Origin of the sequence: Aquisalimonas sp. (genome assembly GCF_007120195.1) — a bacterium.
GTDB lineage: Bacteria > Pseudomonadota > Gammaproteobacteria > Nitrococcales > Aquisalimonadaceae > Aquisalimonas.
The window spans coordinates 25,228-48,394 of the sequence record NZ_SKOG01000145.1 but is presented as its reverse complement, the minus strand read 5'-3'; the positions used below and the strand labels follow the sequence as shown (position 1 = coordinate 48,394).

The 23,167-nt window shown below is 64.7% G+C and carries 20 protein-coding genes; 7 read left to right on the top strand and 13 right to left on the bottom strand.

Annotated elements, in window-relative coordinates; genetic code table 11:
- Positions 1-121: 121 nt before the first annotated feature.
- The 3 genes from metK to QZT63_RS10855 all read right to left on the bottom strand — a co-directional run bounded on the left by metK (position 122) and on the right by QZT63_RS10855 (position 3,013).
- The gene (gene metK, locus QZT63_RS10865) at positions 122-1,282 is read right to left on the bottom strand and encodes a methionine adenosyltransferase (protein WP_290651097.1); all 1,161 of its coding nucleotides are present in this window, start codon (positions 1,280-1,282) and stop codon (positions 122-124) included.
- A gap of 82 nt (positions 1,283-1,364) precedes the next feature.
- Positions 1,365-2,204, bottom strand: a complete 840-nt coding sequence (locus tag QZT63_RS10860; protein ID WP_290651095.1) for a methyltransferase domain-containing protein — start codon at positions 2,202-2,204, stop codon at positions 1,365-1,367.
- Positions 2,204-3,013, bottom strand: coding sequence for a class I SAM-dependent methyltransferase (locus QZT63_RS10855; RefSeq protein WP_290651093.1), 810 nt, complete (start codon positions 3,011-3,013; stop codon positions 2,204-2,206). The genes QZT63_RS10860 and QZT63_RS10855 overlap by 1 nt, the downstream gene beginning before the upstream one ends.
- A 668-nt stretch (positions 3,014-3,681) precedes the next feature.
- Here QZT63_RS10855 and tkt point away from each other — a divergent pair.
- The 3 genes from tkt (at position 3,682) to QZT63_RS10840 (ending at position 7,962) form a co-directional block, all read left to right on the top strand.
- The gene (gene tkt, locus QZT63_RS10850) at positions 3,682-5,682 is read left to right on the top strand and encodes a transketolase (protein WP_290651091.1); all 2,001 of its coding nucleotides are present in this window, start codon (positions 3,682-3,684) and stop codon (positions 5,680-5,682) included.
- Position 5,683: 1 nt separating this feature from the next.
- Positions 5,684-6,700 (top strand): glyceraldehyde 3-phosphate dehydrogenase NAD-binding domain-containing protein, encoded by a 1,017-nt coding sequence (locus QZT63_RS10845; protein ID WP_290651089.1) that lies wholly within the window; start codon positions 5,684-5,686, stop codon positions 6,698-6,700.
- Between the two features lie 80 nt (positions 6,701-6,780).
- Positions 6,781-7,962, top strand: a complete 1,182-nt coding sequence (locus tag QZT63_RS10840) for a phosphoglycerate kinase (protein ID WP_290651087.1) — start codon at positions 6,781-6,783, stop codon at positions 7,960-7,962.
- A 378-nt stretch (positions 7,963-8,340) separates the two neighbouring features.
- On the opposite strand, the gene QZT63_RS10835 is transcribed toward QZT63_RS10840, so the two are convergent.
- The 4 genes from QZT63_RS10835 to QZT63_RS10820 all read right to left on the bottom strand — a co-directional run bounded on the left by QZT63_RS10835 (position 8,341) and on the right by QZT63_RS10820 (position 12,227).
- On the bottom strand, positions 8,341-9,237 hold the full coding sequence (locus QZT63_RS10835) for a phosphoribosylaminoimidazolesuccinocarboxamide synthase (RefSeq protein WP_290651085.1): 897 nt from the start codon (positions 9,235-9,237) through the stop codon (positions 8,341-8,343).
- A gap of 76 nt (positions 9,238-9,313) precedes the next feature.
- Entirely contained in the window at positions 9,314-10,738 is a 1,425-nt protein-coding gene (locus tag QZT63_RS10830; protein ID WP_290651083.1) for a deoxyribodipyrimidine photo-lyase, read from the bottom strand.
- Positions 10,735-11,631 (bottom strand): MerR family transcriptional regulator, encoded by an 897-nt coding sequence (locus QZT63_RS10825; protein ID WP_290651081.1) that lies wholly within the window; start codon positions 11,629-11,631, stop codon positions 10,735-10,737. The genes QZT63_RS10830 and QZT63_RS10825 overlap by 4 nt, the downstream gene beginning before the upstream one ends.
- A gap of 113 nt (positions 11,632-11,744) precedes the next feature.
- Positions 11,745-12,227: a dihydrofolate reductase gene (locus tag QZT63_RS10820; protein ID WP_290651079.1), complete on the bottom strand. Its 483-nt coding sequence runs from the start codon at positions 12,225-12,227 to the stop codon at positions 11,745-11,747.
- A gap of 1,023 nt (positions 12,228-13,250) precedes the next feature.
- Between QZT63_RS10820 and QZT63_RS10815 the strand changes: the two genes are divergently transcribed.
- Entirely contained in the window at positions 13,251-13,691 is a 441-nt protein-coding gene (locus QZT63_RS10815) for a hypothetical protein (protein WP_290651077.1), read from the top strand.
- Here QZT63_RS10815 and QZT63_RS10810 read toward each other — a convergent pair.
- The 4 genes from QZT63_RS10810 to QZT63_RS10795 all read right to left on the bottom strand — a co-directional run bounded on the left by QZT63_RS10810 (position 13,688) and on the right by QZT63_RS10795 (position 18,294).
- Positions 13,688-14,794, bottom strand: coding sequence for a GGDEF domain-containing protein (locus QZT63_RS10810; protein ID WP_290651075.1), 1,107 nt, complete (start codon positions 14,792-14,794; stop codon positions 13,688-13,690). The genes QZT63_RS10815 and QZT63_RS10810 overlap by 4 nt on opposite strands.
- Positions 14,795-15,225: 431 nt before the next feature.
- Positions 15,226-16,065 carry a thymidylate synthase gene (locus QZT63_RS10805; RefSeq protein ID WP_290651073.1) on the bottom strand — a complete coding sequence of 280 codons (840 nt, stop codon included), beginning with the start codon at positions 16,063-16,065 and terminating at the stop codon, positions 15,226-15,228.
- 129 nt (positions 16,066-16,194) lie between these two features.
- On the bottom strand, positions 16,195-16,986 hold the full coding sequence (gene lgt / locus QZT63_RS10800; protein WP_290651071.1) for a prolipoprotein diacylglyceryl transferase: 792 nt from the start codon (positions 16,984-16,986) through the stop codon (positions 16,195-16,197).
- A 96-nt stretch (positions 16,987-17,082) separates the two neighbouring features.
- Positions 17,083-18,294: a class I SAM-dependent rRNA methyltransferase gene (locus tag QZT63_RS10795; protein ID WP_290651070.1), complete on the bottom strand. Its 1,212-nt coding sequence runs from the start codon at positions 18,292-18,294 to the stop codon at positions 17,083-17,085.
- A gap of 287 nt (positions 18,295-18,581) precedes the next feature.
- Between QZT63_RS10795 and QZT63_RS10790 the strand changes: the two genes are divergently transcribed.
- The 3 genes from QZT63_RS10790 to argA all read left to right on the top strand — a co-directional run bounded on the left by QZT63_RS10790 (position 18,582) and on the right by argA (position 21,886).
- Complete coding sequence (locus QZT63_RS10790; RefSeq protein ID WP_290651069.1) at positions 18,582-19,184, top strand: TIGR04211 family SH3 domain-containing protein; 603 nt, start codon at positions 18,582-18,584, stop codon at positions 19,182-19,184.
- A gap of 199 nt (positions 19,185-19,383) precedes the next feature.
- Positions 19,384-20,562 (top strand): acetylornithine deacetylase, encoded by a 1,179-nt coding sequence (argE, locus tag QZT63_RS10785; protein WP_290651067.1) that lies wholly within the window; start codon positions 19,384-19,386, stop codon positions 20,560-20,562.
- Positions 20,552-21,886 carry an amino-acid N-acetyltransferase gene (argA, locus tag QZT63_RS10780; RefSeq protein WP_290651065.1) on the top strand — a complete coding sequence of 445 codons (1,335 nt, stop codon included), beginning with the start codon at positions 20,552-20,554 and terminating at the stop codon, positions 21,884-21,886. Before argE ends, argA begins: the two co-directional genes overlap by 11 nt.
- A gap of 53 nt (positions 21,887-21,939) precedes the next feature.
- On the opposite strand, the gene QZT63_RS10775 is transcribed toward argA, so the two are convergent.
- Both QZT63_RS10775 and QZT63_RS10770 read right to left on the bottom strand, forming a co-directional pair.
- Positions 21,940-22,401, bottom strand: a complete 462-nt coding sequence (locus QZT63_RS10775) for a hypothetical protein (protein WP_290651063.1) — start codon at positions 22,399-22,401, stop codon at positions 21,940-21,942.
- 59 nt (positions 22,402-22,460) lie between these two features.
- Positions 22,461-23,126, bottom strand: coding sequence for a class I SAM-dependent methyltransferase (locus QZT63_RS10770; protein WP_290651061.1), 666 nt, complete (start codon positions 23,124-23,126; stop codon positions 22,461-22,463).
- Positions 23,127-23,167: the final 41 nt, after the last annotated feature.

The following is a 23,167-nucleotide window of genomic DNA, read 5'->3' as shown; positions in this document are numbered from 1 at the left end:
CTTGCGCAGCCGGTCAGTCCATGGTGGGGTCCCAAAGCCCCCACACGTTGATACTAACAGCTTCGCGTGCCCGCTTGTGGCAGTGCATCACAGCAGCCGCGAGCGCTCGAAATGCCGCGGCTCAGAGGCCGGCGGCATCCCGCAGTGCAGCGGCACGGTCGGTGCGCTCCCAGGTGAACTCCTCTTCCTCGCGGCCGAAATGACCATAGGCCGCAGTCTTGGAGTAGATCGGGCGCAGCAGGTCCAGCATGTTGACGATGCCGTAGGGACGCAGGTCGAACTGATCGCGCACGATCTGCTCGATGCGGCTCTCATCCACCTTCGCGGTGCCGAAGGTCTCGACCATGACAGAGGTGGGCTCGGCCACGCCGATGGCGTAGGACAGCTGGATCTCGCACTTCGCGGCCAGGCCCGCGGCGACAATGTTTTTGGCGACGTAACGTGCGGCGTAGGCGGCGGACCGGTCCACCTTGGAGGGGTCCTTGCCGGAGAAGCAGCCGCCGCCGTGGCGCGACATGCCGCCGTAGGTGTCGACGATGATCTTGCGCCCGGTCAGCCCGCAGTCACCCAACGGCCCGCCGGTGACGAAGCGCCCGGTCGGGTTGATGAAATACTGGGTGTGCTTGCTGAGCCACTGGCTCGGCAGCACCGGCCGGATGATTTCCTCGATAACCCCCTCGTGGATCTCGTTATCGCTGACCTCCGGTGAGTGCTGGGTGGAGAGCACCACGGCCTCCACCCCCACGGCCTTGCCGTCTTCGTAGCGCAGGGTCACCTGGCTCTTGGCGTCCGGGCGCAGCCACGGAAGCGCGCCGTTGCTCATCACTTTGGCCTGCCGCTCCACAAGGCGATGGGCATAGTTGATGGCCGCAGGCATGTAGACGTCGGTCTCGTCGCAGGCGTAGCCAAACATAATGCCCTGGTCGCCGGCACCCTGCTCCTCGGGGAGCTTGCGCTCAACGCCCTGGTTGATGTCCGGGGACTGTTTGCCCAGCGCATTAATAAAGGCGCAGGTTTCGGCGTCGAAGCCCATGTCCGAGGACGTGTAGCCGATGCGCTTGACGGTCGCGCGGGTGATGTCCTCGTAAGGCACATTGGCCGAGGTTTTCAGCTCCCCGGCGAGAATCACCATGCCGGTCGTGGTCAGCGTCTCGCAGGCCACCTTGGCGCGGGGGTCCTGTTCCAGGATGGCATCCAGGATGGCGTCGGATATCTGGTCCGCCATCTTGTCCGGATGGCCGGCGGAGACGGATTCCGAGGTAAACATGAAGGACTTGCTCATTGTCGCTCCTCTCTTGTGAGTGATCCGTTACAAACAACCAGCATGGCGCGCCGGCACCGGAACACCGGCGCGCCCCGCGGCATTACGCCTTGCGGAAACGGAAGATGCCCCATGCCAGGTAACCGTTGTTGCCACCGTTGACCCAATGCTGCAGTCCGGTCTTCATTCGCTCAATATACTCCGCGGAGATCAGACCCTCGAGGCTGGGTTCGCGGGCCTTGGTTTCCTGCAGCACGCGCCCGTAGTGTCGCGGTAGCTGGTGCGAGTGATCCTCGAAACCGATTTCCACCAGCCCGTACTTCTTCGCCGTCTCGCGGTAGAAGGCCGGTGAGCCAAGGGTCTCCAGGTGGATGCGATCAAGAATGGGCTGCAGCACACCCTGCGGGCAGTCGTCTGTTTGCATCGGATCGGTGAAGATCAGCACGCCGCCTGGTTTCAGCACGCGTGCCGCCTCCTGGACGACCTTTTCACGGTCGCCGCTGTGCAGAAAGGAGTCCTGCGACCACACCACGTCAAAGTGACCGTCCGCATATGGGACGTCCTCGAAGCTGGCATCGAGCACCTCGATCAGGTGATCCAAGCCGACCGCCTTGTTCATCTCCCGGTCGCGCTCATTTTCCACTTCCGAGAGATTGAGCGCCACCACTGGGCAGCCGAAGGTGGTGGCCAGGTAGCGGGCGGAACCGCCGTAGCCGGCACCCAGGTCCAGCACGCGATGATCCGGCCCCAACTCGCCCAGCAGATCGGCCATGTGGGCCACCGTGCGCCGGCTGGCGTCAGCGATGGGTTCTTGGTCGTCCTCGTACAGGCCGATGTGGATGTCCTCGCCGCCCCAGACATTGTGATAGAAGCGGTCGGCATCGTTGCTGTTGTAGTACTCCCGGGCCGTGGCGACGGCACCGGTATAGCTCTGGGTACTCATTAGGCGTTCTCCGTATAGCTCTTGTCGGCGAAGTGAATGAAGAAATCCGGTTCGCTGTCGCGGTAGGTTTCCTTGAAGTCGCCGTAGGTCTGCACATCCTGGAACCCGACTTCGCGCATGAGACGGCGGGTGTACGCCTTGCGCAGCGGAAACATATTCAGATGGAACACGGACTCGTCCGGGAAGGCATAGCGGAAACGGGTCAGCCCCGGATCGACGTACTCGGGGTAGACCGAGATATCATTGCCGCAATAATAGTAGGTGTGCTTGCTCGAGTAGCCGTGATCCAGGATCGAGTCGTAGTTGCGCTGGTCCAGGATCAATACGCCGTCGTGGTTGAGTGCGGAGTAGAACTCCGCCAGCGACTTGCGGCGGTCGTTCTCGCTAAACAGGTGGGTGAAGGAGTTGCCGAGGCAGATGACGGCGTCATAACGGCCGTGGACATCCCGGTTGAGACGGCGCCAGTCGGACTGTACGGTCCGCAGGATGTGCCCGCGGCGGCGACCGTTCTCGAAGGCTTTGGCCAGCATTTCCGCGCTGCCGTCGGCACTGACCACGTCAAAGCCCGCCTCGATCAGGCGCACGGAGTGGAAGCCGGTGCCGGTGGCGACGTCGAGGACGCGCTTGACGCCCCGCTCCTTGAGCATCTGGATGAAAAAGTCGCCCTCGCTCTCGGCGCGGCTGTCCCAGTCGATCAGGTCATCCCATTTGTCGACGAAGCCGTAATTGTACTCTTCAACGTAATGGTCTGTGTCACGACACTCCTCCGGCCTCGGGCCGAAAGACTGATCTGTTGCTGTTGAAACCATGGTGTTACCTCCCACCGTCCAGGGATAAAGTACGCGCAGCACGCCCGAGCCCGGCCGTCCCGATGATCTTGGCGCCCGTAGCCAGCCCTCGGTCCGGAGCGTTTGGAGCACATCTCGTCATCCTCCAACCTGCAGACTCGCCTTGCAGCAGCTGCACAGCACGTGGCACAGACTGCGCTGGCGGTGTGCAGTCTGCGGACATTTCACGGTGCTTCATGCTAGAAGCCAACCGCACTACAAGAACTCTTGGTTAGTTGGCCGCAGAGAAGGATGAGAACACCTGGGGATGCAGGTTATCCGACTCCGGCGGCCCGAAGGCACGCAACGCCATTGCCTTGCCAATGCGGTGCGTTGAGCCCACGCACGGGACGTCAGGTGCTATGACGAGCGCCAGTGCGGGGCGAAAGGCTTGCGACATCTCTATCTTTACGTGCTGCTCCGCGTCATTTGCTTCCCCCTAACGTATCGTGTTCTGCGAGGATTTCAACCTTCTTTGCCCCTGCGACGCCAATCCGCCATGGAGATTTCACTCCATCCGGCGGCCGGTCGGCGGGCCCGGGGCCGCCTTGCCGGAGCCATCAAATTTCGGGACAATTCACGGCTTTCAGAGCGCCCGGCGGCCGCCACAGCTGCTGCCGTCCCTACTTGCTACCCGGAGACCATCACCGATGCCCTCTCGTCGCGAACTTGCCAATGCCATCCGCGCCCTGAGCATGGATGCTGTCCAGCGGGCGAAATCGGGCCACCCCGGCGCGCCGATGGGTATGGCGGACATCGCTGAGGTTCTGTGGAACGATTATCTGCGCCATAATCCCGCCAATCCGGGCTGGTGGAATCGCGACCGGTTCGTGCTCTCCAATGGTCATGGTTCCATGCTGCTGTACAGTCTGCTGCATCTGAGCGGTTACGAACTGGGGCTGGATGACCTGCGACAGTTCCGGCAACTCCACTCACGCACACCCGGACATCCGGAGTACGGCTATACCCCGGGTGTGGAGACGACCACCGGCCCGCTCGGACAGGGGCTCGCCAATGCCGTGGGCATGGCGCTGGCGGAGAAGGTGCTCGCGGCGCAGTTTAACCGCCCTGGGCACACGTTGATTGATCATTTTACTTACTGTTTCGCCGGAGATGGCTGCCTGATGGAAGGAATTTCCCACGAGGCCTGCTCCCTGGCGGGAACCCTGGGCCTGGGTAAGCTGGTGGTCTTCTACGACGACAATGGCATCTCCATCGACGGCAAGGTCGAGGGCTGGTTCACGGACGATACGCCCGGGCGTTTTCGCGCCTACGGCTGGCATGTCATCGCGGATGTGGACGGCCACGACAGTCAGGCCATCGATACCGCCATCCGCGCGGCCCGCGAAGTCACGGATACACCCTCCCTGGTCTGTTGCAAGACCGTGATTGGTTTCGGCGCGCCCAATGCCTGCGGTAGTCACAGCGTCCACGGTGCACCGCTGGGGGATGACGAGATTCAGGCGACTCGTGAGTTTCTCAAGTGGGAGCATGCGCCGTTTGAGGTCCCCGAGGCGATCTACCGGGGGTGGGATGCCCGCGAGGCGGGAGTGGCCGCCGAGGACGCCTGGCGGCAGGTGCTGGCGGATTACCGCCGCGCCCACCCCGAACTGGCGGCGGAGTTCGAACGCCGAATGAGGGGTAAGCTGCCGCGCACGTTCGGAGAACATGCCGACGAGCTCCTGCGCAAGGCGGCCGACGCCGGCGAAACCGTGGCCAGCCGCAAGGCCTCGCAACAGGCCCTGGAGGGGTTCGGCCCGTACCTGCCGGAACTCATTGGCGGCTCCGCTGACCTGACCGGCTCCAACAATACCAAGTGGTCCGGGTGTACCCCTGTGACGGCGCGCGACGGCGATGGCAACTACGTCTTCTACGGTGTGCGGGAATTTGCCATGACGGCCATCCAGAGCGGGCTGGCGCTCCACGGCGGGTTTATTCCCTACGGAGGCACCTTCCTGGTTTTCTCGGATTATGCCCGCAATGCGGTACGTATGGCAGCGCTGATGGGACAGCGCAATGTGCTCGTCTACACCCATGATTCCATAGGCTTGGGCGAGGATGGACCCACGCATCAGCCCATAGAACACCTCCCCGCGCTGCGGATGATTCCCAACCTGAGTCTTTGGCGGCCCTGCGACGCGGTTGAGACGGTGGTCGCCTGGCGTGCCGCCCTGGAGCGAAAGGAGGGCCCGACGGCGCTCGTATTGAGCCGCCAGGGCCTTCCTCACCAGGAGCGCACCAGCGGGCAGCTGGAGGCCATCCGGCGTGGGGGTTACATTCTGCGGGACTGTGACGCCACGCCGGAGTTGCTGCTGATCGCCACCGGGGCGGAAGTGGCTCTGGCCGTGGAGGCCTGGGACCAGCTGCGCGCCGACGGTGTGCCCGCGCGGGTTGTCTCCATGCCGGCGGTGGATGTGTTCGAGGCGCAGGACGCGGAGTACCGGGAGGCCGTTATGCCTCAGGCCTGCACCCGACGCGTTGCCGTTGAGGCCGCTGCCGCTGAATACTGGTACCGGTTTGTCGGCCCCCAGGGTCGCGTCGTGGGCATGACCGGTTTCGGCGAGTCCGCGCCGGCGGGCGATCTGTTCGCGTACTACGGCTTTACCACCGAGAACGTCCTCGCCCAGGCGCGCACCGTACTGGGGAGTTGATGTGCTGCGCCTGGCGATCAACGGCTACGGCCGGATCGGGCGCTGCATCCTCCGGGCGCTGCACGAAGGTGCGCGCAGGGACCGCATGGCCATCGTGGCGATCAATGAGCCCGCCGACCTGGAGAGCATCGCCTATCTCACCCGCTACGACTCAACCCACGGCCCGTTCCCGGGTGCCGTGAGCGTGGATGGGCGCGATCTGCTGGTCGACGGTGACCGCATCAGCGTCAGCCATGCCCGGGACGCGGAGGGGGCGAACTGGTCGGCGCACCGGGTGGATCTGGTCCTGGAGTGCTCGGGCAGTTTTGATGAGCGGGTGGAGGCAGAGCGCCACCTGGGCGCCGGCGCACCGCGGCTGTTGATCGCCCATCCCATGCGCGATGCCTTGGACGTGGATCTCACGGTGGTCCTGGGCGTGAACGGCGCTGCCCTGGGCCCAGGGCAGCGGCTGGTCTCCAACGCCTCGTGCAGCACTAACTGCCTGCTGCCAGTGCTGCGTGTGATGCAGGATCACTTCGGCGTTGAGGCGGCAAGCGTCACCACCGTGCATTCGGTGATGAACGACCAGCCGCTGGTGGACGGCTACCACGCCCGGGACCTGCGGCGCACCCGCTCGGCACTGGGTTCCATCGTGCCCGTCTCCACCGGGCTCGCCCGCGGGATCGAGCGGTTCATGCCGGAGATGGCCGGGCGCATTCATGCCCAGCACCTGCGCGTGCCCACCCTCAATGTCTCGGCCATGGATGTGAGCCTGCAGCTGCGCGCCCGAGGCGATGTGCAGGCGCTCAACGCGCTGTTCCATGACGCCGCGGAGGGCTCGCTCGCAGGCGTTCTGGGTTACAGCGAGCAACCCCATGCCTCGTGTGATTTTAACCACGATCCGCGCTCCGGCATCGTCGACGGAACGCAGACGCGGGTCAGTGGCGATCTCGCCCACCTGATGCTCTGGTTTGATAATGAATGGGGGTTCGCCAACCGCATGCTCGACGTGGCGGAACGCTGGTGCATGGCGTGCTGAGTCCGGCCAGGCGCCAGCGCTTCGCGCTTTGGCCCGGCGAACTTTGGCCTGTGTTACCGCAACCTGGAAGGAAATGACCGATGCCCGTGCTCCGCATGACCGACCTCGATCTGGCCGGCAAGCGCGTCCTGATTCGACAAGACCTCAACGTGCCCGTCGACGCTGGCGGGCGCGTCAGCGACGACACGCGCTTGCGCGCCTGCCTGACGACGATCCGCCATGCCCTCGACGCCGGCGCGCGGGTGATGCTCATGAGCCATCTCGGTCGGCCCAAGGAGGGGGTGCCGGATCCCGCGGCTTCGCTGGCACCCGTGGCGGAGCGTCTGGGTGCGCTGCTGGGCCAGCCCGTGCGGCTGGCCACGGACTGGCTCGACGGCGTTGCCCTGGAGAACGGTGAGTTGGTGTTGTGCGAGAACGTGCGCTTTATCACCGGCGAGAAGGCCAATGACGATGCCCTGGCGCAGCGCATGGCCGCCCTGTGCGACGTCTTTGTCATGGACGCCTTCGGCACGGCCCACCGCGCCCAGGCCTCGACCCACGGCGTCGCGCGGTACGCTCCGGTGGCCTGCGCCGGCCCGCTGCTGGTCGCGGAGCTGGATGCCCTGGGCAAGGCCCTGGAGGCCCCGGAGCGTCCCATGATCGCCATCGTCGGCGGCTCCAAGGTCTCCACCAAGCTCACGGTGCTGCGATCCCTCTCCGGCGTGGTGGATCAGCTCATCGTCGGTGGCGGCATCGCCAACACCTTTATCGCCGCCGCCGGGCACCCCGTCGGCAACTCCCTGTACGAGGCGGCCTTGGTGGACGAGGCGAAGCGCCTGATGGACGCTGCCCGCGCCCGGGGTGGCGAGATTCCGGTACCCACGGACGTGGTCACTGCCAAGACTTGCGCCGAGGACGCCGAGGCCACCACCAAGGGCGTCGATCAGGTGGACGATGACGACCTGATCCTCGATATCGGCCCGCAGACCGCGGCTCACTATGCGACCCTGCTGCGGCAGGCCGGCACCGTCGTCTGGAACGGCCCCCTCGGCATGTTTGAGTTCGAGCAGTTCGGCGGCGGCACCCGTGCCGTGAGCGAGGCCATCGCCGCGAGCGACGCCTTCTCCATCGCCGGCGGTGGCGACACCCTGGCCGCCGTGGCGCGGTACGGCGTTGCTGACCGGATCTCCTACATCTCCACCGGGGGCGGGGCGTTTCTGGAGTTCCTGGAAGGTAAAGTGCTGCCGGCGGTGGCGATTCTCGAGGAACGGGCCGCCGTGTGATGCTGGGTGCTGTCGCCGCGATCGGTTTGGCAGCGGATCAGGATGTCTACGTGGCCGTACCACCATTTGAACGAAGGCACCATGTCCATCAAAGCCGGTCGTTCGGTAGCGGGGGTGTCCGGGGTGGGCGACTCGCGGAGCTCCGGCCCGCAGGCCGTCCGGCCCGAAGGGTGGTCGCAGGGATGCGGCCACCGGCGCCCAGCACAGGGATGTGCTGTAAGCCGGCCAGGCCGGAGGGACGGAAAAAGGCGAAGCGCCGGAGCCCACCCCGGACACCCCCGCTACCGAACGACCCCTCCATGATTCGTGCATATGATCCGGGCATGATCCGCCGCCAAACTGATCGCGCTGACGGTGCTGCGACGTCCGTGGCGCCCGCTATTCCCCCACCAACAACCGTTGCGCCTCCCGGTACTTGGCCGCTGTCTTGCGGATAATTTCCTCCGGCAACCGCGGGCCGGGCGCGGTCTTGTCCCAATCGAGCGTCTCCAGGTAATCCCGCACGAACTGCTTGTCGAAACTGGGGGGCGAGGTGCCGACACGGTACTCGCTCGCCGGCCAGAATCGCGAGGAGTCCGGGGTCAGGGCCTCGTCGATGAGCGTCGCTTGATCGTTCTCATCCAGGCCGAACTCGAACTTGGTATCGGCGATAATGATGCCGCGGGAGGCGGCGTAGGCGGCCGCCTCACGGTAGAGCTGCAGAGATACCGCACGCAGCCGCTCGGCCAGCGGCTGACCTAGGGCCTCCACCGTGACGTCGAAGGCGACGTTTTCATCGTGGTCGCCCACGGCGGCCTTGGTCGAGGGCGTGTAAATGGGTTCGGGCAGTTGTTCGGCCTGCCGCAGCCCATCGGGCAGGCGGATCCCGCACACCACGCCACTGCGCTGGTAGTCCTTCCAGCCCGAGCCGCTGAGGTAGCCGCGCACGATGGCCTCCACCGGCAGCGGGCGTAACCGGCGCACGACCACGGCGCGGCCCTCCACCTGGTCTCGGTCTGCCCGGTCCGGCACCGCGTCCGCCAGGGGAACGGCCGCCATATGGTTCGGAATTATGGAGCGGAGCCGGCGGAACCAGAAACTGGAGACCCGCGTCAGCACAGCGCCTTTGCCGGGCACCGGGTCCGGCAGCACGACGTCGAAGGCCGACAGCCGGTCGGTGGCGACGATCAGCAGGTGATCGTCGCCGACGGCGTAGATGTCGCGCACTTTGCCCCGCCGGACCATGGGCAGGCTCTGCAGTGTGGTCTCGTAGAGCCTCGCGGGCGGCTGCGTCATGGCAGGGGTCCACTCAGGGGCGACTGCTTGCAAATCATACCGGAACCGCCGTGGGGTCCGCCAAGGTTGCCGTAGGTCACCGGATGGCGCGATATGCCTCCAGCGCCTCCTTTCGCGACGCCGCCAGGTCCACAGTGGGCCGGGGGTAGGTGCGACCAAGGCGTACGCCCGCCTGGTGGAGGACGCCCGGCGGCGCCTGCCAAGGCGCGTGGATGTGCCGCGCCGGCAGGTGTGCGAGCTCGGGCAGCCACCGGCGCACGTAGGCGCCGTCGGGGTCAAAGCGTTGGCCCTGGCGCACGGGGTTGAAGATGCGGAAGTAGGGCGCGGCGTCGGCGCCACAGCCTTGGATCCATTGCCAGCCCATGCTGTTGTTGGCGAGATCGGCGTCCACCAGGGTATCCCAGAACCAGGCCTCGCCCAGCTGCCAAGGAACGCGCAGGTTCTTGGTAAGCAGCGAGCCCACGACCATACGCAGGCGGTTGTGCATCCAGCCGGTGGTCCAGAGCTCGCGCATGCCGGCATCCACAATGGGGATGCCAGTGCGGCCCGCGCGCCAGGCCACCAGGGCCTCTTCGGCGTGTGCGCTCCAGGGGAATGCCCGAAAGCGCGTATCGATGGGGTCGTGCGGCATGTCCGGATAATGGAACAGCAGGTGATGGCCGAATTCGCGCCAGGCGAGTTCGCTCAAATAGGTCTCGGCGTCATCGCCTTCGCCGGCCGCAGCGGCTGATTGCGTTGCCGTCCAGATTTGGCGCGGGCTGATCTCGCCGTGATGCAAGTGCGGCGACAAACCGGACGTGCCGGCAACTGCAGGCAGCTCACGGTTATTGCCGTAGCCACGCAAGCGGTCCGCCAGAAAGGTGCTCAAGCGCTGCAGGGCACCGGCCTCGCCGGGTGACCATACGGGATGAAAACCGCGGTCCCAGGGGATGCGGGGCAGCAGCGCCAGATCGGCGACGGTGACATGTTCCGGGATGCTATCCGGCCGTTGCACCTCGGGCACGCGCAGGGGCTTTGCGGGATTCACCAGCCGGCGCAGCGTGCGCCAGAACGGGGTGTAAGTCTTGTAGTGACCGCCGCTAACCTTGCCCACCTCCCAAGGCTCGCATAACAGAGCGCCGTTGTAGCTGTTCGCATTGATCCCCTCACTGTGGAGGCTCTCTTTGATGGCGCTGTCCCGCGCGGTGATGGCCGGGTCGTAGAGCCGGTTCCAGACGACCTGTTGGGCGCCCGTGTCACGGATGACGCGCCGCAGGGCGTCCAGGCTGCATGGGGCGCGCAGGGTAATCAGTGGCAGAGCGTATTCAGCCAGGCTTCGCTCCAAGGCAATCAGGCTGTGGTGCAGCCACCAGCGGCTGGCGCCGCCGGGGGGCCAGGGTTGCTCCTCTTCCGGCGCGTGAATGTAGACGGGAAGGACAGGCCCTGCCTGGGCAGCGGCGCACAGCGCTGGATTGTCTGCGAGGCGCAGGTCGCGGCGAAACCACACCACCACCGGTGTCATACGGTATGACAGCCGCGATAGCGGGCGTCGACACCATCGAGCATTTGCGCGGTGTCCCCTTCCAGGGCCGTGGTGTTGGTGGCGTTCAGGCGCCACTGCGCGGCGGCGCCGGCCAGGAATACCGGTAACCCCTCCGGCACCGCGGGTGCAGAGACCCCGCCAGGCGGCGCGTGCTGTTCGCTCCACAGCAGCAACCCCTCGGGGCCGCTGTCACGGGCCGCCGCGCTCAGCGCCTCGCCGGATACGCTCCCGGCGAGCAGCAGCGTGCGGTAGCCGCGTTCAATGGCTTCCAGCGCCAGCAGCAGCAAGGGAATGTCGTCCCCCGGGGTGTCCTGGCTGGCGATGAGCAAACGCGGACCCGTGGCCCGGCGGCTGCGGTGGTGTAAGCGGGTGGACAGCACAGTGCGCAGCCACCCGAGTAAGAATGCATGCACGGCGCGGTCGTCCGCGCTCTCGGCAGCGGCGAGGCGTCGGTGAAGGGGCGCCAGGAGGCGCCGCTGCACCTGGATCGCCGGGAATAACGACAGCGCCTCGTCGAGCACCTCGTCGAGCGTCTGGTCATCGTAGACGCTTGCCGCCGTGCGCATGTGTGTCAAAAACCCGCTCCAGACATCCTCGTCCGCCTCTGTGGTGCCTGCGCCGGTGTGGGGTTCCGGGGTGGTGGGCTCGTGCGCGTCAAGCACCTGGCGGGCCTGACTGATGGGGATACCGCGGTCGAGGAGGACAAGGATCTGTTTGATGCGGTCAATGTCGCGCTCTGTGTAGAGACGATGCCCTTTTGGTGTTCGCTCCGGGCGGATCAGTCCGTAGCGGCGCTCCCAGGCCCTCAGCGTCACCGGATTCACCCCCGTCATGGATGAAATGGTTCGTATCGGGTAAAGCCCTTTACTCAATGCGCTCACTCCTGTGGGCCGCCGCGGTGAATCGCCACGCCGATTGTACAGCTATTGTATCACTTTATTCTGCTTGTGCACCCGCCGCCGATGGTGTCCCGGTGCGCGCGCCCCTATCGGCGGTCCAGCGTCTGAAAATGCAGAGGGTAGGGGGTGCCCTCCCCGGCAGGTTGCCAGTGCTCGGCGGTGACGGTCCACAGTTCGGGGTCGAACTTCGGAAACCAGGTGTCGCCGACAAGCTCGGTGGCCACCCAAGTGAGATACAGGCGGTCCGCCCGCGGCAGAAACACGCGGTAGATCTCGGCTCCGCCGATGATCATGATCTCGGGTGCCTCTGCGGTGGCCTCCAGCGCCGCTTGCGCGTCGCCAACCACTTGGCAGCCGGGGGCCTGGAAATCGGGCTGACGGCTCATGACGATGTTCTGCCGGTGCGGTAACGGCCGGCCGATGGCTCGATAGTTACGGCGACCCATGATGACCGGTTTGCAGAGGGTCGAGCGTTTGAAGTGACGCAGATCATCGGGGATGCGCCAGGGCAGATCGTTCCCCTGGCCGATGACGTAACCCGGCGTGAGTGCGGCAATCATGGAAATCATACGAACCACGGCTCAACCACGGCGACGCCTCAACCCGCGGCCTCGGCGAACGGCCATTGACTAGACACAAACAACCCTTCCGCCGCTCGCAGCTCTTCCGCGGCTTTCGCAATACGTCACGTAGCCTATCACTTTGTCAGCCTATTCGGGCATGCGCCGATGTTCGAGTTCAACCGAAGGCCTGAGTCATGCCGACAGGAGGATCCACACCCATTCGCGAATCCTCACGGCGCTTGCCAAGCCATTAGCGATTGCGCTTGTGGTGGTGTGGTCCATTCGACCACGCTGACGTCAAGCCTCATGAAAAAGGGATGCCCTAGGCACCCCTTGCGGTGTAAAGCACGCCGACACACATGTTGCAGGTGATGAGGGGCGGCGCCATCGCGGCACTGCAATGGACACCCGACACCCTGACGCAGCGAGGGGGCTTGAGCATGCCGGCGCCAGGGATCGGTGCGAGGCCCCTTAAGGCCTACCGCTTTGACGCGGATTCGTTTTGGAGCGAAAGGGGATCACCGGTGCCACTCCCGGTCGTCGCCAGAACTGGGGGCGACCAAAGGTCGGTCTGATAACATTATCGCTTTCCCCGGGGACGGCGGGTTGCGTCCATTGCAACCCCCAGGGCCATAGAAGCACCTGGAACCAAGCGTCCATACAGTGCCGGTTCACTTCGAGTGTGAGCGTCAAAAAATCGAACGCTGATTGCTGAACCCTGGCCTCCGGCATATTCGGACCGCCTCCGTGCAATTTGATCGTGTCCTGCGTCTTGTCCATAACGAAGCCACCTATGAAGTCGCGACATACAAAAACAAGCATCATATGTGCCACTTAGTCGTGGGTCGCGTCACCGCAGTTGCCGTCCCCCCGCCTCGGGTCCGTTGCGCCGGGCAGACCGCCCGATCGCTGTTGACGGGGCGTGCGCGAAGGGGCTGCGCGCGGTTTGAGAGCTCACGCATGTGGCATGAGTGATGCTTTCATATTCAGCATGGGCGCATTACCGGTGTGAGTGGGAGGAGGCCTGCCATGGGCCTGTCGATGAAAGAACCGCGCATGAGCACGTCGCTGGGTGCGGGTGGCAGCCAGCATGTAAAACAATGTGACACTTCCGAGAACGCGCAGCCCGCGATTCGCCCGCTGGATGGAGACCAACTGATCCAGGACAACATCAAGTACATGGGCAGCTGTGGCGTTAGCGGAAATAACCGGGAACAGGGATTCCGGGCTGCCTTCCGGGACGAGGCCTCGGGTGTCGTGGCGCTCGCGCGCGACAGGGACGGTTTGCCGGCACCGATGCACCTGCTTGACGGCTTGCCCGAGGACTGGGTCCTGGAACGTTCCGACACGGGGAAAGTGGTTTCCGTGAAGGCGTCAGTTGTCGCGGGATTCGTCCGCCGGGGCCGATTCTATACCCGTGAAGAGGCCGCCCAGGCGGCTGATGACTGGCCGTACGTATTGAAGGGTTAGTGGGCCCTGAGGGTTTTTTTGCGGGATCGCTGAGCATCGACACCAGGGGGCTCACCCATGCGCACGTACCTGGCCTGTCCATCAGCGCTGCCGTCGACGACCCGGTTGCGGCCTTGTGTCTTTGCCTGATAAAGCCGTCGATCCGCGACGAGCAGCAACTCCGGCGTGTCGCTGGCATCCTCTGGGTAGACGGCAACGCCAACGCTGATGGTCATGCGAAAACAGTGGTCTTCGGCCGTGATCTCAGTCGTGGCGAGGGCATTGCGGATGTCTTCGGCGATGCGTGCCGCGCCCGCGCGCCCGGTGCCACTGAGCAGCACCTGGAACTCCTCGCCACCCCAGCGGCACGGCACATCACTGGCTCGAAGCCGCTGCCTGAGTAGCTCCGCGAATACCACCAGGGTGCGATCCCCCACCTGATGACCATAGTCATCATTGATTGCCTTAAAATAGTCGAGATCCATGGACAACACGGCAAACTCCGACGCATCCCGCAGGGCTTCCGCCTGTTTGTGCCGCAGGATCGGCTCCAGCGCCCCGCGGTTCGGCAACCCGGTCAACGCGTCGGTGGAGGCCAACTCCTGGAGGCGGCGCTCGGTTTGCTCCCGCCCCGCTTCATAGGCGTACGACAAGCCCGTGATGACGAACGCGCAGATGACCACGTTGGCGATCGCGATCACCTCCATCAGTTCACTGTGGCCGTGCATGCGATAGAAGTAGAGGGTCGCCGCCAGGGCCAGGAACACCACCGACACCGCCAGACCGCGCGCGCGCCCGAGCAGCAGGTGAGCAATGAGCGGAATCAGGAACACCCAGACAAAGATGGTCGCTGTTCCGCTGGGGGTACCGATCGCGACCATTATTGTGCCGAAAAACAGCACCAGATAGATCATCAGCCACCGCTGGGGAACGGGCGTGCGCTCGATCCAGTAGTAGAGCCAGGCCGAAAAGCCGGCGATGACGAGCTCGATGGCAGCGAGCGGGTAGACGCCACGCGAGAGGTTCAGTATGGCGAAAAACAGGCAGCCGAAAACCGTGAATACGAGCAGTGCCCGGAGTACCAACAGCCGTTGCGGGTCGAGAGGGCGTTGCTTATCCGGCATGGTCCCATCCGCCAAGATTGCCGAGTTGCGGGCCAGGGCGGTCCGTTGCCCGCGCAAGCCGGCGGCCCAGTCACCGCGATGATCAGAACGACACCCGTAAGCCAAGGGGAGCAGTGTCCGCCAGCCTGTATCCGTCGATGCTACCATGTTTCATTATTCGGGATCCCCCCATATTGATACGAGTGTTCCCCTACATTGATGCGGGTATTACCTAATACTGATGCGACCATCCGTTTTGGACGGATAGTATGCCAGCCGTGGCCGGATCCGACGGGCGGCACCGGCAGCTCTTCGTCATCCTGGCCGGATTCGGGCGGGCGCGGACGCAAGAGGCTACGCTGGCGGGACAGCATGGCACCGGCGCCCGATCCAATCCAACCCCGCACAGCGGTGGTGTTGAGGCGGTGACGCTGCCCCGGTCTTCCGGTCAGTCACACGGCGATAGGAGCCTTGATGGCCGGATGCGGATCGTACCCGTGAAACGCGAAATCCTCGAATGCGTAGTCAAATATCGACACGGGTTTGCGCTTGATCGTCAAGCGCGGTGGCGGGCGCGGTTCGCGACGAAGCTGCTCGTAGACGATATCATCGGTTAGATGGTTCCTGTAGAGATGCAGGTCGCCGAACGTGTGGATAAACTCTCCGAGTTCGAGATTGCACTGCTGGGCAATCATGTGCGTTAGAAGGGCATAACTCGCAATATTGAAAGGCACCCCCAGGAACAGGTCCGCGCTGCGTTGATAGAGCTGGCAGCTCAGCCTGCCGTTGTCCACATAAAACTGGAACAAGCAGTGACAGGGCGCAAGGGCCATCCGACCGTGGCGGACGTTGTCCTGGGGGGCGAGGCCGTCGAGGGGGAGTTCAGCGGGATTCCAGCTGCCGACAAGCAGGCGTCTCGACGTAGGGTCAGTGGCGATCAAATGAATGACTTCGCTAATCTGGTCGATGGTTTCGCCGTTTGGACCGCCCCAGGAACGCCATTGCTTGCCGTACACTGGACCGAGGTCTCCGTCCTTGGTTGCCCATTCATCCCAGATACTCACGCCGTGGGCATTCAGGTACCCGGTATTGGTATCGCCGCGCAGAAACCAAAGCAGTTCGTAAATGACCGACCTGATGTGAACCTTCTTGGTCGTCAGGAGGGGAAATCCACGCGATAAGTCGAATCTCACCTGCCGGCCGAATACCGACCGTGTGCCGACACCGGTCCGATCGCCGCGGTCGGAGCCGTTATCCAGCACATCCCGTAACAAGTCCAAGTAGGCCCTCATGGCCTCGCCCTCCAGCTCGCAAGGCGACACGCACGGTGCGCCAGCCCCGATGCGGTTGTTCCTGCGCACGCCGATATCGCGGTGGCCGCGCGTGACTCCGGGCGAGTGTGCTGCAATGTCCCCTCCCCCTTAGCGGGTCGACCGACGCCCGCGATAGGCAAGGTAGAAAAGAACACCACCAAGGATAATCATGGGAATCGAGAGCACATGCCCCATGGTAAGCCAGCCGAAGGCGAGGTAGCCGATCTGTTCATCGGGCAGGCGCACGAATTCGACGATGAAGCGGAATGACCCGTAGAGGATCAGGAACAGGGACGAGACAGCCATGGTAGGCCTGGGCTTGCGTGAGAACAGCCACAGCGCGATGAACAGAACCACCCCCTCGAGCAAGAACTGGTAGAGCTGTGAAGGGTGGCGCGGATCCGGCCCCATGGGTGGATAGACCATGGCCCAGGGCAGGTCGCTTGTGCGTCCCCACAGTTCGCCGTTGATGAAGTTGCCGATCCGTCCTGCGCCCAGGCCAATCGGGACCAGCGGTGCCGTGAAGTCGGCGAGGCGCAGAAAACCGCAGCCCCGGCGCCAGCTGTATAGCCACAGCGCAGCCAGCACGCCCAGCAGCCCGCCATGGAAGCTCATGCCGCCTTCCCAGATGCGGATCAGCGCCAGCGGGTCGGTGGCGAGCAGGTTGGGGTCATAAAATACGACGTAACCGATGCGCCCGCCGAGGATGGCGCCGAGGGCGCCGAATACGAGCAGGTCTTCCATGTGTTCGGGGCGGATGGGGCTGTCGTCGCGGCGTGCGCGCCAGCGGCCGAGGAGCCAGGCGCCGAGAAAGCCCACCAGGTACATAAGCCCGTACCAGTGGATGGCGATGGGGCCCAGATTGATGGCGACCGGGTCAATGTCAGGATAGGTCAACATGATTTGCGATGGTACCTATGCAATCGGAACTCCGCACGTCCTCATCGAGGGCCGTGGGCCGTGTGTCCAATGGGGGAGCGTGTGCTGTTAGCAAGACTACGGCGTACTCCATGCCGGGGCCACGCGCATGAAAAAGGCTTTCAGGTATCGAGTCTCCGGAATGGCTGGATGTTCCGGGTGGTCGGGCGCTTGGCCGCCGCGCTCGACGAGCTGCAGAGAACGGTCGACGTGGCGGGACGCGGCGAGAACTTCTTTGAGCAAGGCGCTCTCCTCCACGTGGGCGGAGCAGGAGGCGGTGATCAGGGTGCCGTCTTTCTCCAGGACCTGTAGGGCGAGCTGATTGAGGCGCCGATAGCCCGCCAGCCCGGCCTTTAGGTCTTTTTTGCGCTTGACGAAGGCCGGCGGGTCCAGGATGACGGTGTTGAAGCGTTCGCCTTCCTGCCGCAGGGCGCGGAGCGCTTCGAAGGCATCGCCTTCGATGGCGGTTACCTGCTCGGCCAGTCCGTTGCGCTTGGCGTTGGTCGCCAGCGCGTCCAGGGCCTGGGAGGCGCTGTCAACGGCGGTCAGTTGCCGCGCGCCAGCGGCCAGGGCCTGCAGGCCCCAGGCGCCGGCGTAGCTGAATACGTCCAGTACGCGCCCCCCGGCGACGTGGGGGGCAAGACGGGCGCGGTTGGCCCGGTGGTCGAAGTACCAGCCGGTTTTCTGCCCGGAGGTGGCGGGTACCTGGAAGGCAAGGTCGTTCTCGACGATGTCCAACTCATCGGGGCCGTTGCCGCCCACCCATTCCACGCGGGGATCAAGGCCTTCCAGGCCGCGCACGGGGCTGTCGCCGCGGATCAGGATATGTGCCGGACGAACCACCCGTTGCAGGGCGTCCACGATCGCCTCCTGGGCCCGGTCCATGCCGGCGGTATTGGGCTGGACCACGCAGGTGTCGCCGTAACGGTCGATCGCCAGTCCCGAGAGCCCGTCGCCGTCGCCGTGCACCAGGCGGTAATGGGGTGTGGGGAAATGCCGCTCGCGCAGCGCCAGGGCCATGTTGAGGCGGTGCACCAGCAATGACGTGTCCAGGTTCCGCTCGGCATCACGGCTGATCAGGCGCGCGCACAGCAGCGAGTTCGGGTTGACGTAGGCGCTTCCCAGTGCGCGGCCGCTGTGGTCGCGCAGGATGACTTGGTCGCCTGGCGTGAACGCCTTGAGCGGGGAGCGTGCACGGTCGATCTCGTTGCTGAACACCCAGAGATGCCCCGCCCGGAGGCGACGCTCCTCGCCGCGTTTCATGAACAAGGGTGAAGGTGTCTGGGTCATGGGCCGCTTCCCCCTGGCTGGTCAGGCTCGAGAGTCTAACAGCACAGCAAGCGGGTACGCCTTAGGGCCTTGCTGGTCGGAGGGCCTGGGGGGTGCCGGCGTATGCTGCTATGCTGACATCCGCCATGGGTTCCGCAGTGTGCCCGCGCCCCTTGTGAATCCGGGTGCTGGCGCTAAAATTCTCGGCCCGCAATGACCTGCCCCTGACTGGAGACTGGTTCGTGTCTGTTGCTGCGAAATGTTGCGCCATTGTCGCTCTGATGGTTTGGCTGCTCTGCGGTGGCGCCATGGCTCAAGAGCGGTACATCAGCGACGAGCTGGCCCTGGATCTGCGTAGCGGTCCGGGTAACCAGTATCGTATACAGCGCATGGTTCCCGCAGGCACGCCCGTGGAGGTACTGGGTGAGGACTCGGGCTGGACCCAAGTCCGGTTGGACAATGGACTTGAGGGCTGGGTGTTGACACGCCTGCTCTCGGATCAGCCCAGTGCCCGTGCCCGGCTCAGTCGCGCTGAGAGCGCGCTGGAGAATGTCCAGAGCGACAATCGGGAACTGGAGACAAGTCTCGCCGAGGCCCGTGAGCGCGTCGACGAGCTGGAGGGCCGACTTGCCACCTCCGTGGCTGAGCGCGAGACCCTTGAGCAGCGGATCGAGCAGGCCGAACAGGGTCTGGATCTCTACCAGGAAAATGAGGACCTTAAAAAGCAGGTCATCGATTTGCAGCGCACGATTCAGGATCTCGAGCACGAGCGTGAGCGCTTGCGCGAGCGCGACGACCAACGCTGGTTCGTGGCCGGCGCGTCGGTGCTGGCGGCGGGGATCTTCGCCGGTCTGATCCTGCCGCGACTGCGCTGGCGTCGACGATCCAGCTGGAGCAGCGGTCGACTCTAGCGGGACGCTAGACGGCATCGGGCCGCGGATCGTCCGTATTCACCGGTTTGCCCCCCGGCGTGCGTTTATCCAGAATCCATCCTTGAAGCCGACGCCCTGAACATTGGTGCCAGGCCGCTCGTCCTTCCGGGGTGGGGAGGTCCGGCGTCGCTAGCTCTGGCGCCGCTCCAGATCGGGCAATAGAACGGGAGATTCGCCCATGTCACAACAGCCGCCCAGGCTCATGCAGATGCTCGAGGAGCTCATCGCCTTGCCATCGGTGAGCAGCGTCAACCCGATGCTGGACCAGGGGAATCGGGCGGTGGTTGATCGCCTCGCGGAATGGCTGGATGGTCTCGGGTTCGGTGTTGAGATCCAGCCCGTGCCGGGCGAGCAGACAAAGGCGAATCTCATCGCCACTCTGGGCCGCGGTGAGGGCGGTCTGGTGCTTGCCGGTCACACCGACACGGTGCCCTACGACGAGACAGGCTGGCAGACGGACCCTTTCTTACTGACCGCGCGTGCTGGGCGGCTTTACGGGTTGGGCACGGCGGATATGAAGTCCTTCCTGGGCTTGATCGTAGAGGCGGTGCGGGACCTGCGCCCGGAGGATTTGCAGCAACCCCTGGTGGTGCTGGCAACCGCTGACGAGGAGAGTGGTATGACCGGCGCCAAGGCGTTGGTGGATGCCGAGCGTCGCCTGGGCCGTCACGCCGTGATCGGTGAGCCGACCGGTTTGCAGCCGGTCCATCTGCACAAGGGCATGATGATGGAGGCGATCCGGGTGCGGGGGCATTCCGGGCATTCCAGTGACCCGGCCCTTGGCAATAGCGCGCTGGAGGGGATGCACCGGGTGCTGAACGACGTGCTGGCCTGGCGTCAGCAGCTGCAGTCGCGCAACGTCGACAAGCGCTTCCAGGTGCCCGTGCCCACGCTCAATCTGGGCTATATCCACGGTGGCGACAATCCGAACCGGATCTGTGCGCACTGCGAGCTGCATATCGACATCCGACCCTTGCCCGGCATGAGTCTAGAGGAGCTGCGGGGCATCCTGGCGCAACGCCTGCCCCGCGTCCTCGGGGAAACCGGGCTGGATGTGGAGATGGAATCGCTGTTCCCGGGACTGCCCCCCATGGAAACGCCGGTTGACGCGGCCATCGTACAGGCCGCCGAGGAGATGACCGGCGCGCGGTCACGGGCCGTGGCGTTCGGGACCGAAGGGCCGTATTTCAGCGAGTTGGGTATGGATGTGGTGGTACTCGGGCCAGGAGATATCGATCAGGCGCACCAGCCGAATGAGTATCTTGACGTGGACCGGCTGCAGCCGACGGTGGAATTGCTGCGCCAGCTGATTCGCCGCTTTTGCGTCGCTGGCGGAGGCCAGGCGCATGGCGCGTGACACTGCTGCCTTCGTCCAGTGGTTCCGGCGCAGCTCGCCGTACATCAACGCCCACCGCGGACGCACAATGGTGGTCAGTGTCGGCGGCGGTGCCTTGCGAGGCGAGCGGGCGGCGGCGCTCCTGCAGGATATCGCCCTGCTCAACAGCCTCGGCGTTCGCGTGGTGCTGGTGCCGGGTGCCCGGCCTCAGATTGAGGAACGCCTGCGGCTGCGAAACGTGGAGCTGCGCTACCACGGTGACTACCGCATTACCGACGCCGCGGCGCTCGAGGCGGTCAAGGAAGCCGTGGGCGCCCTGCGGGTAGAAATCGAGGCACTGCTGTCCATGGGCCTGGCCAATTCGCCCATGGCTGGGTTCCGCTTGCGCGTCGCCTCCGGAAATTTCGTCACGGCCAAACCACTCGGCGTGCGCGACGGCGTCGACTACCAGCACACGGGTGAAGTCCGCCGCATAGACACCACTGCCATTCGCGAGCGCCTCGCCGCCGGTAATATCGTGCTCGTCCTGCCCCTGGGGTGCTCCCCCACGGGGGAGGTGTTCAATCTGGTCGCCGAGGACGTGGCGTTGTGTTCGGCCACCGCGCTCGCGGCGGACAAGCTGCTTTATCTCACCGACGGCGACGTGCTGCTCGACGAGGCCGGCGAGTTGATCCGCGAGTTGGACCTCCAAGAGGCCGGATGGCACCTGGAGGCCTTGCGGAGGCAATGCGACGGTACCGCACGGCTGCGCCTTTTGGATGCGGCGGTGCGTGCGTGTCGCCAGGGCGTGCAACGCGTACATCTGGTTAATCGCGAGCGCGACGGCGGGCTGCTGCTGGAGCTGTTTACCCGCGACGGCGTCGGCACGCTGGTCGCCGGTGATCCGTTTGAATCGCTGCGACCCGCCACCGCGGACGATGTGGGGGGGATTCTGCGGTTGATCGAGCCGCTGGAGCGCGAAGGGGTGCTGGTGCGTCGCTCCCGGGAAGAACTGGAGACGCGCATTGGTGACTACCTGGTGGTGGAACGTGACGGCATGATTATCGCCACCGCGGCGCTGTCCCCCCATCGCAGCGCCGGCATGGCCGAGCTGGAATGTTTCGTCATCCACCCCGAGTACCGAGGAGGCAACCGGGGCGATACGCTATTGCGCCATGTGGAGCGGGAGGCCCGCACGCGGGGTCTGGAGCACCTGTTCGTGCTGACGACGCGCACTGCCCATTGGTTCAGGGAGCGGGGATTCGAGCCTGCCCGGCTGCAGGATCTCCCGGTGGAGCGACAGTCACTGTATAATCTGAAACGCCGGTCCCAGGTTTTTATCAAGGCACTGCGGCTCGGGGAGTAGGTCGGCGTTTTCGCAAGGCAACGGGGACGATCCCGCGCGGTCAGGCAATGGGCTTAGGTCTCGTCGTCGGTCAATTCCCGGGGTAGCTCATCGCGGATCTCCTCCTCGGTTGCATCTGGCACCGGGTCGGAAGGCAGTGGTTGCTTGCCCTCGGGGGGTGCCTCGGCCGGTTCAGTCCTGGAGCCCGGTCGGTTGCCGCCCATGCTCGCGAGTTCCCCCAAGGCGTCGAGCGCCTTGCGGCTGCCGTTATCCGCAGCCCGGCGGATCCAGCTCAGCGCCCGCTCTTCGTCACGGCTGACGCCCAGGCCCTCGTAGTACATGTAGCCGATCGTGTATTGGGCGTCGGGGTTGCCGGCGTCGGCTTCTGTGATCAGGCGTTCGAAGGCCTCACCGTAATCACCGCTCAGGTAGGCGTCTCGGCCCTGTTTGAATCGCTCGGAATCGCCAGGCGCACCCGTTCCGGCGCACGCGGTGAGGAGCATGGCGGCCATAAGCGCCATGAACAGCTTTTGCATCCGTGTCATCTCCCGTTGAGTTGTATCCTGCCTGGGGCATCGAGCGTCGCATAGGCGCGTCAGGGGAGCTTGGCCGCCAGTGTGACGCCATCGCCGATGGGTACCACACTGACATCGACCCGTGGATCCTCCGCCAGGCGTTGATTGAAACGCCGCAGGGCCTGGGTGCTGGGCCGGTCGTCGTTGGGGTCCGCCACCGCGCCTGACCAGAGGACATTGTCCACGGCGATCAGGCCGCCCGGGCGAATCAGCTCCAGAGCAAGCTCATAATAGACGGTGTAGTTTTCCTTGTCCGCGTCGAGAAATGCGAAATCGAACGTTCCCGTTCCGTATTCTTCCAACAAGGCCCTGAGTCCGTCGGCTGCGTCTTCGAGCCGCAGCTCGATGCGATCGGCAACGCCGGCCTCCTGCCAGAATCGGCGGGCGTCGGCTGTGCTGTGCGGATCCTTGTCCAGCGTGATAAGCCGTCCGTCCGGTGGTAATGCCTGGGCAACCGCCAGTGCCGAATAGCCGGTAAAGGTGCCTACCTCAAGCGCGCGGCGCACACCCATGGCACGCGCCAGAACGCGCATGAAGCGTGCCTGCTCCAGGCCAATGCGCATCTGCGGCGCCTCGTATTGAGCCGTGCGTGCGCACAACCGTTGCTCGACCTGGGTCTCAGCCGGCACGATTGAGAGCAGGTAGTCATGGAGCGTTGAATCCAGCTGTAATGTTTGTTCGGTCATGTGACGGTACTTGGCGCTGGTAATGGCGCACGCGGTCTGGC

Excerpts from the sequence above, each read along its gene's own strand:
- tkt (WP_290651091.1), top strand. The coding sequence starts at position 3,682 with ATGCCCTCTCGTCGCGAACTTGCCAATGCCATCCGCGCCCTGAGCATG.
- QZT63_RS10805 (WP_290651073.1), bottom strand. The coding sequence starts at position 16,065 with ATGAGGGCCTACTTGGACTTGTTACGGGATGTGCTGGATAACGGCTCC.
- QZT63_RS10770 (WP_290651061.1), bottom strand. The coding sequence starts at position 23,126 with ATGACCGAACAAACATTACAGCTGGATTCAACGCTCCATGACTACCTG.
- QZT63_RS10830 (WP_290651083.1), bottom strand. The coding sequence starts at position 10,738 with ATGACACCGGTGGTGGTGTGGTTTCGCCGCGACCTGCGCCTCGCAGAC.
- argA (WP_290651065.1), top strand. The coding sequence starts at position 20,552 with ATGGCGCGTGACACTGCTGCCTTCGTCCAGTGGTTCCGGCGCAGCTCG.
- QZT63_RS10810 (WP_290651075.1), bottom strand. The coding sequence starts at position 14,794 with ATGCCGGATAAGCAACGCCCTCTCGACCCGCAACGGCTGTTGGTACTC.
- QZT63_RS10855 (WP_290651093.1), bottom strand. The coding sequence starts at position 3,013 with ATGGTTTCAACAGCAACAGATCAGTCTTTCGGCCCGAGGCCGGAGGAG.
- QZT63_RS10815 (WP_290651077.1), top strand. The coding sequence starts at position 13,251 with ATGGGCCTGTCGATGAAAGAACCGCGCATGAGCACGTCGCTGGGTGCG.
- QZT63_RS10790 (WP_290651069.1), top strand. The coding sequence starts at position 18,582 with ATGGCTCAAGAGCGGTACATCAGCGACGAGCTGGCCCTGGATCTGCGT.
- lgt (WP_290651071.1), bottom strand. The coding sequence starts at position 16,986 with ATGTTGACCTATCCTGACATTGACCCGGTCGCCATCAATCTGGGCCCC.
- QZT63_RS10835 (WP_290651085.1), bottom strand. The coding sequence starts at position 9,237 with ATGACGCAGCCGCCCGCGAGGCTCTACGAGACCACACTGCAGAGCCTG.
- metK (WP_290651097.1), bottom strand. The coding sequence starts at position 1,282 with ATGAGCAAGTCCTTCATGTTTACCTCGGAATCCGTCTCCGCCGGCCAT.
- QZT63_RS10840 (WP_290651087.1), top strand. The coding sequence starts at position 6,781 with ATGCCCGTGCTCCGCATGACCGACCTCGATCTGGCCGGCAAGCGCGTC.
- argE (WP_290651067.1), top strand. The coding sequence starts at position 19,384 with ATGTCACAACAGCCGCCCAGGCTCATGCAGATGCTCGAGGAGCTCATC.
- QZT63_RS10820 (WP_290651079.1), bottom strand. The coding sequence starts at position 12,227 with ATGATTTCCATGATTGCCGCACTCACGCCGGGTTACGTCATCGGCCAG.
- QZT63_RS10860 (WP_290651095.1), bottom strand. The coding sequence starts at position 2,204 with ATGAGTACCCAGAGCTATACCGGTGCCGTCGCCACGGCCCGGGAGTAC.
- QZT63_RS10795 (WP_290651070.1), bottom strand. The coding sequence starts at position 18,294 with ATGACCCAGACACCTTCACCCTTGTTCATGAAACGCGGCGAGGAGCGT.
- QZT63_RS10775 (WP_290651063.1), bottom strand. The coding sequence starts at position 22,401 with ATGCAAAAGCTGTTCATGGCGCTTATGGCCGCCATGCTCCTCACCGCG.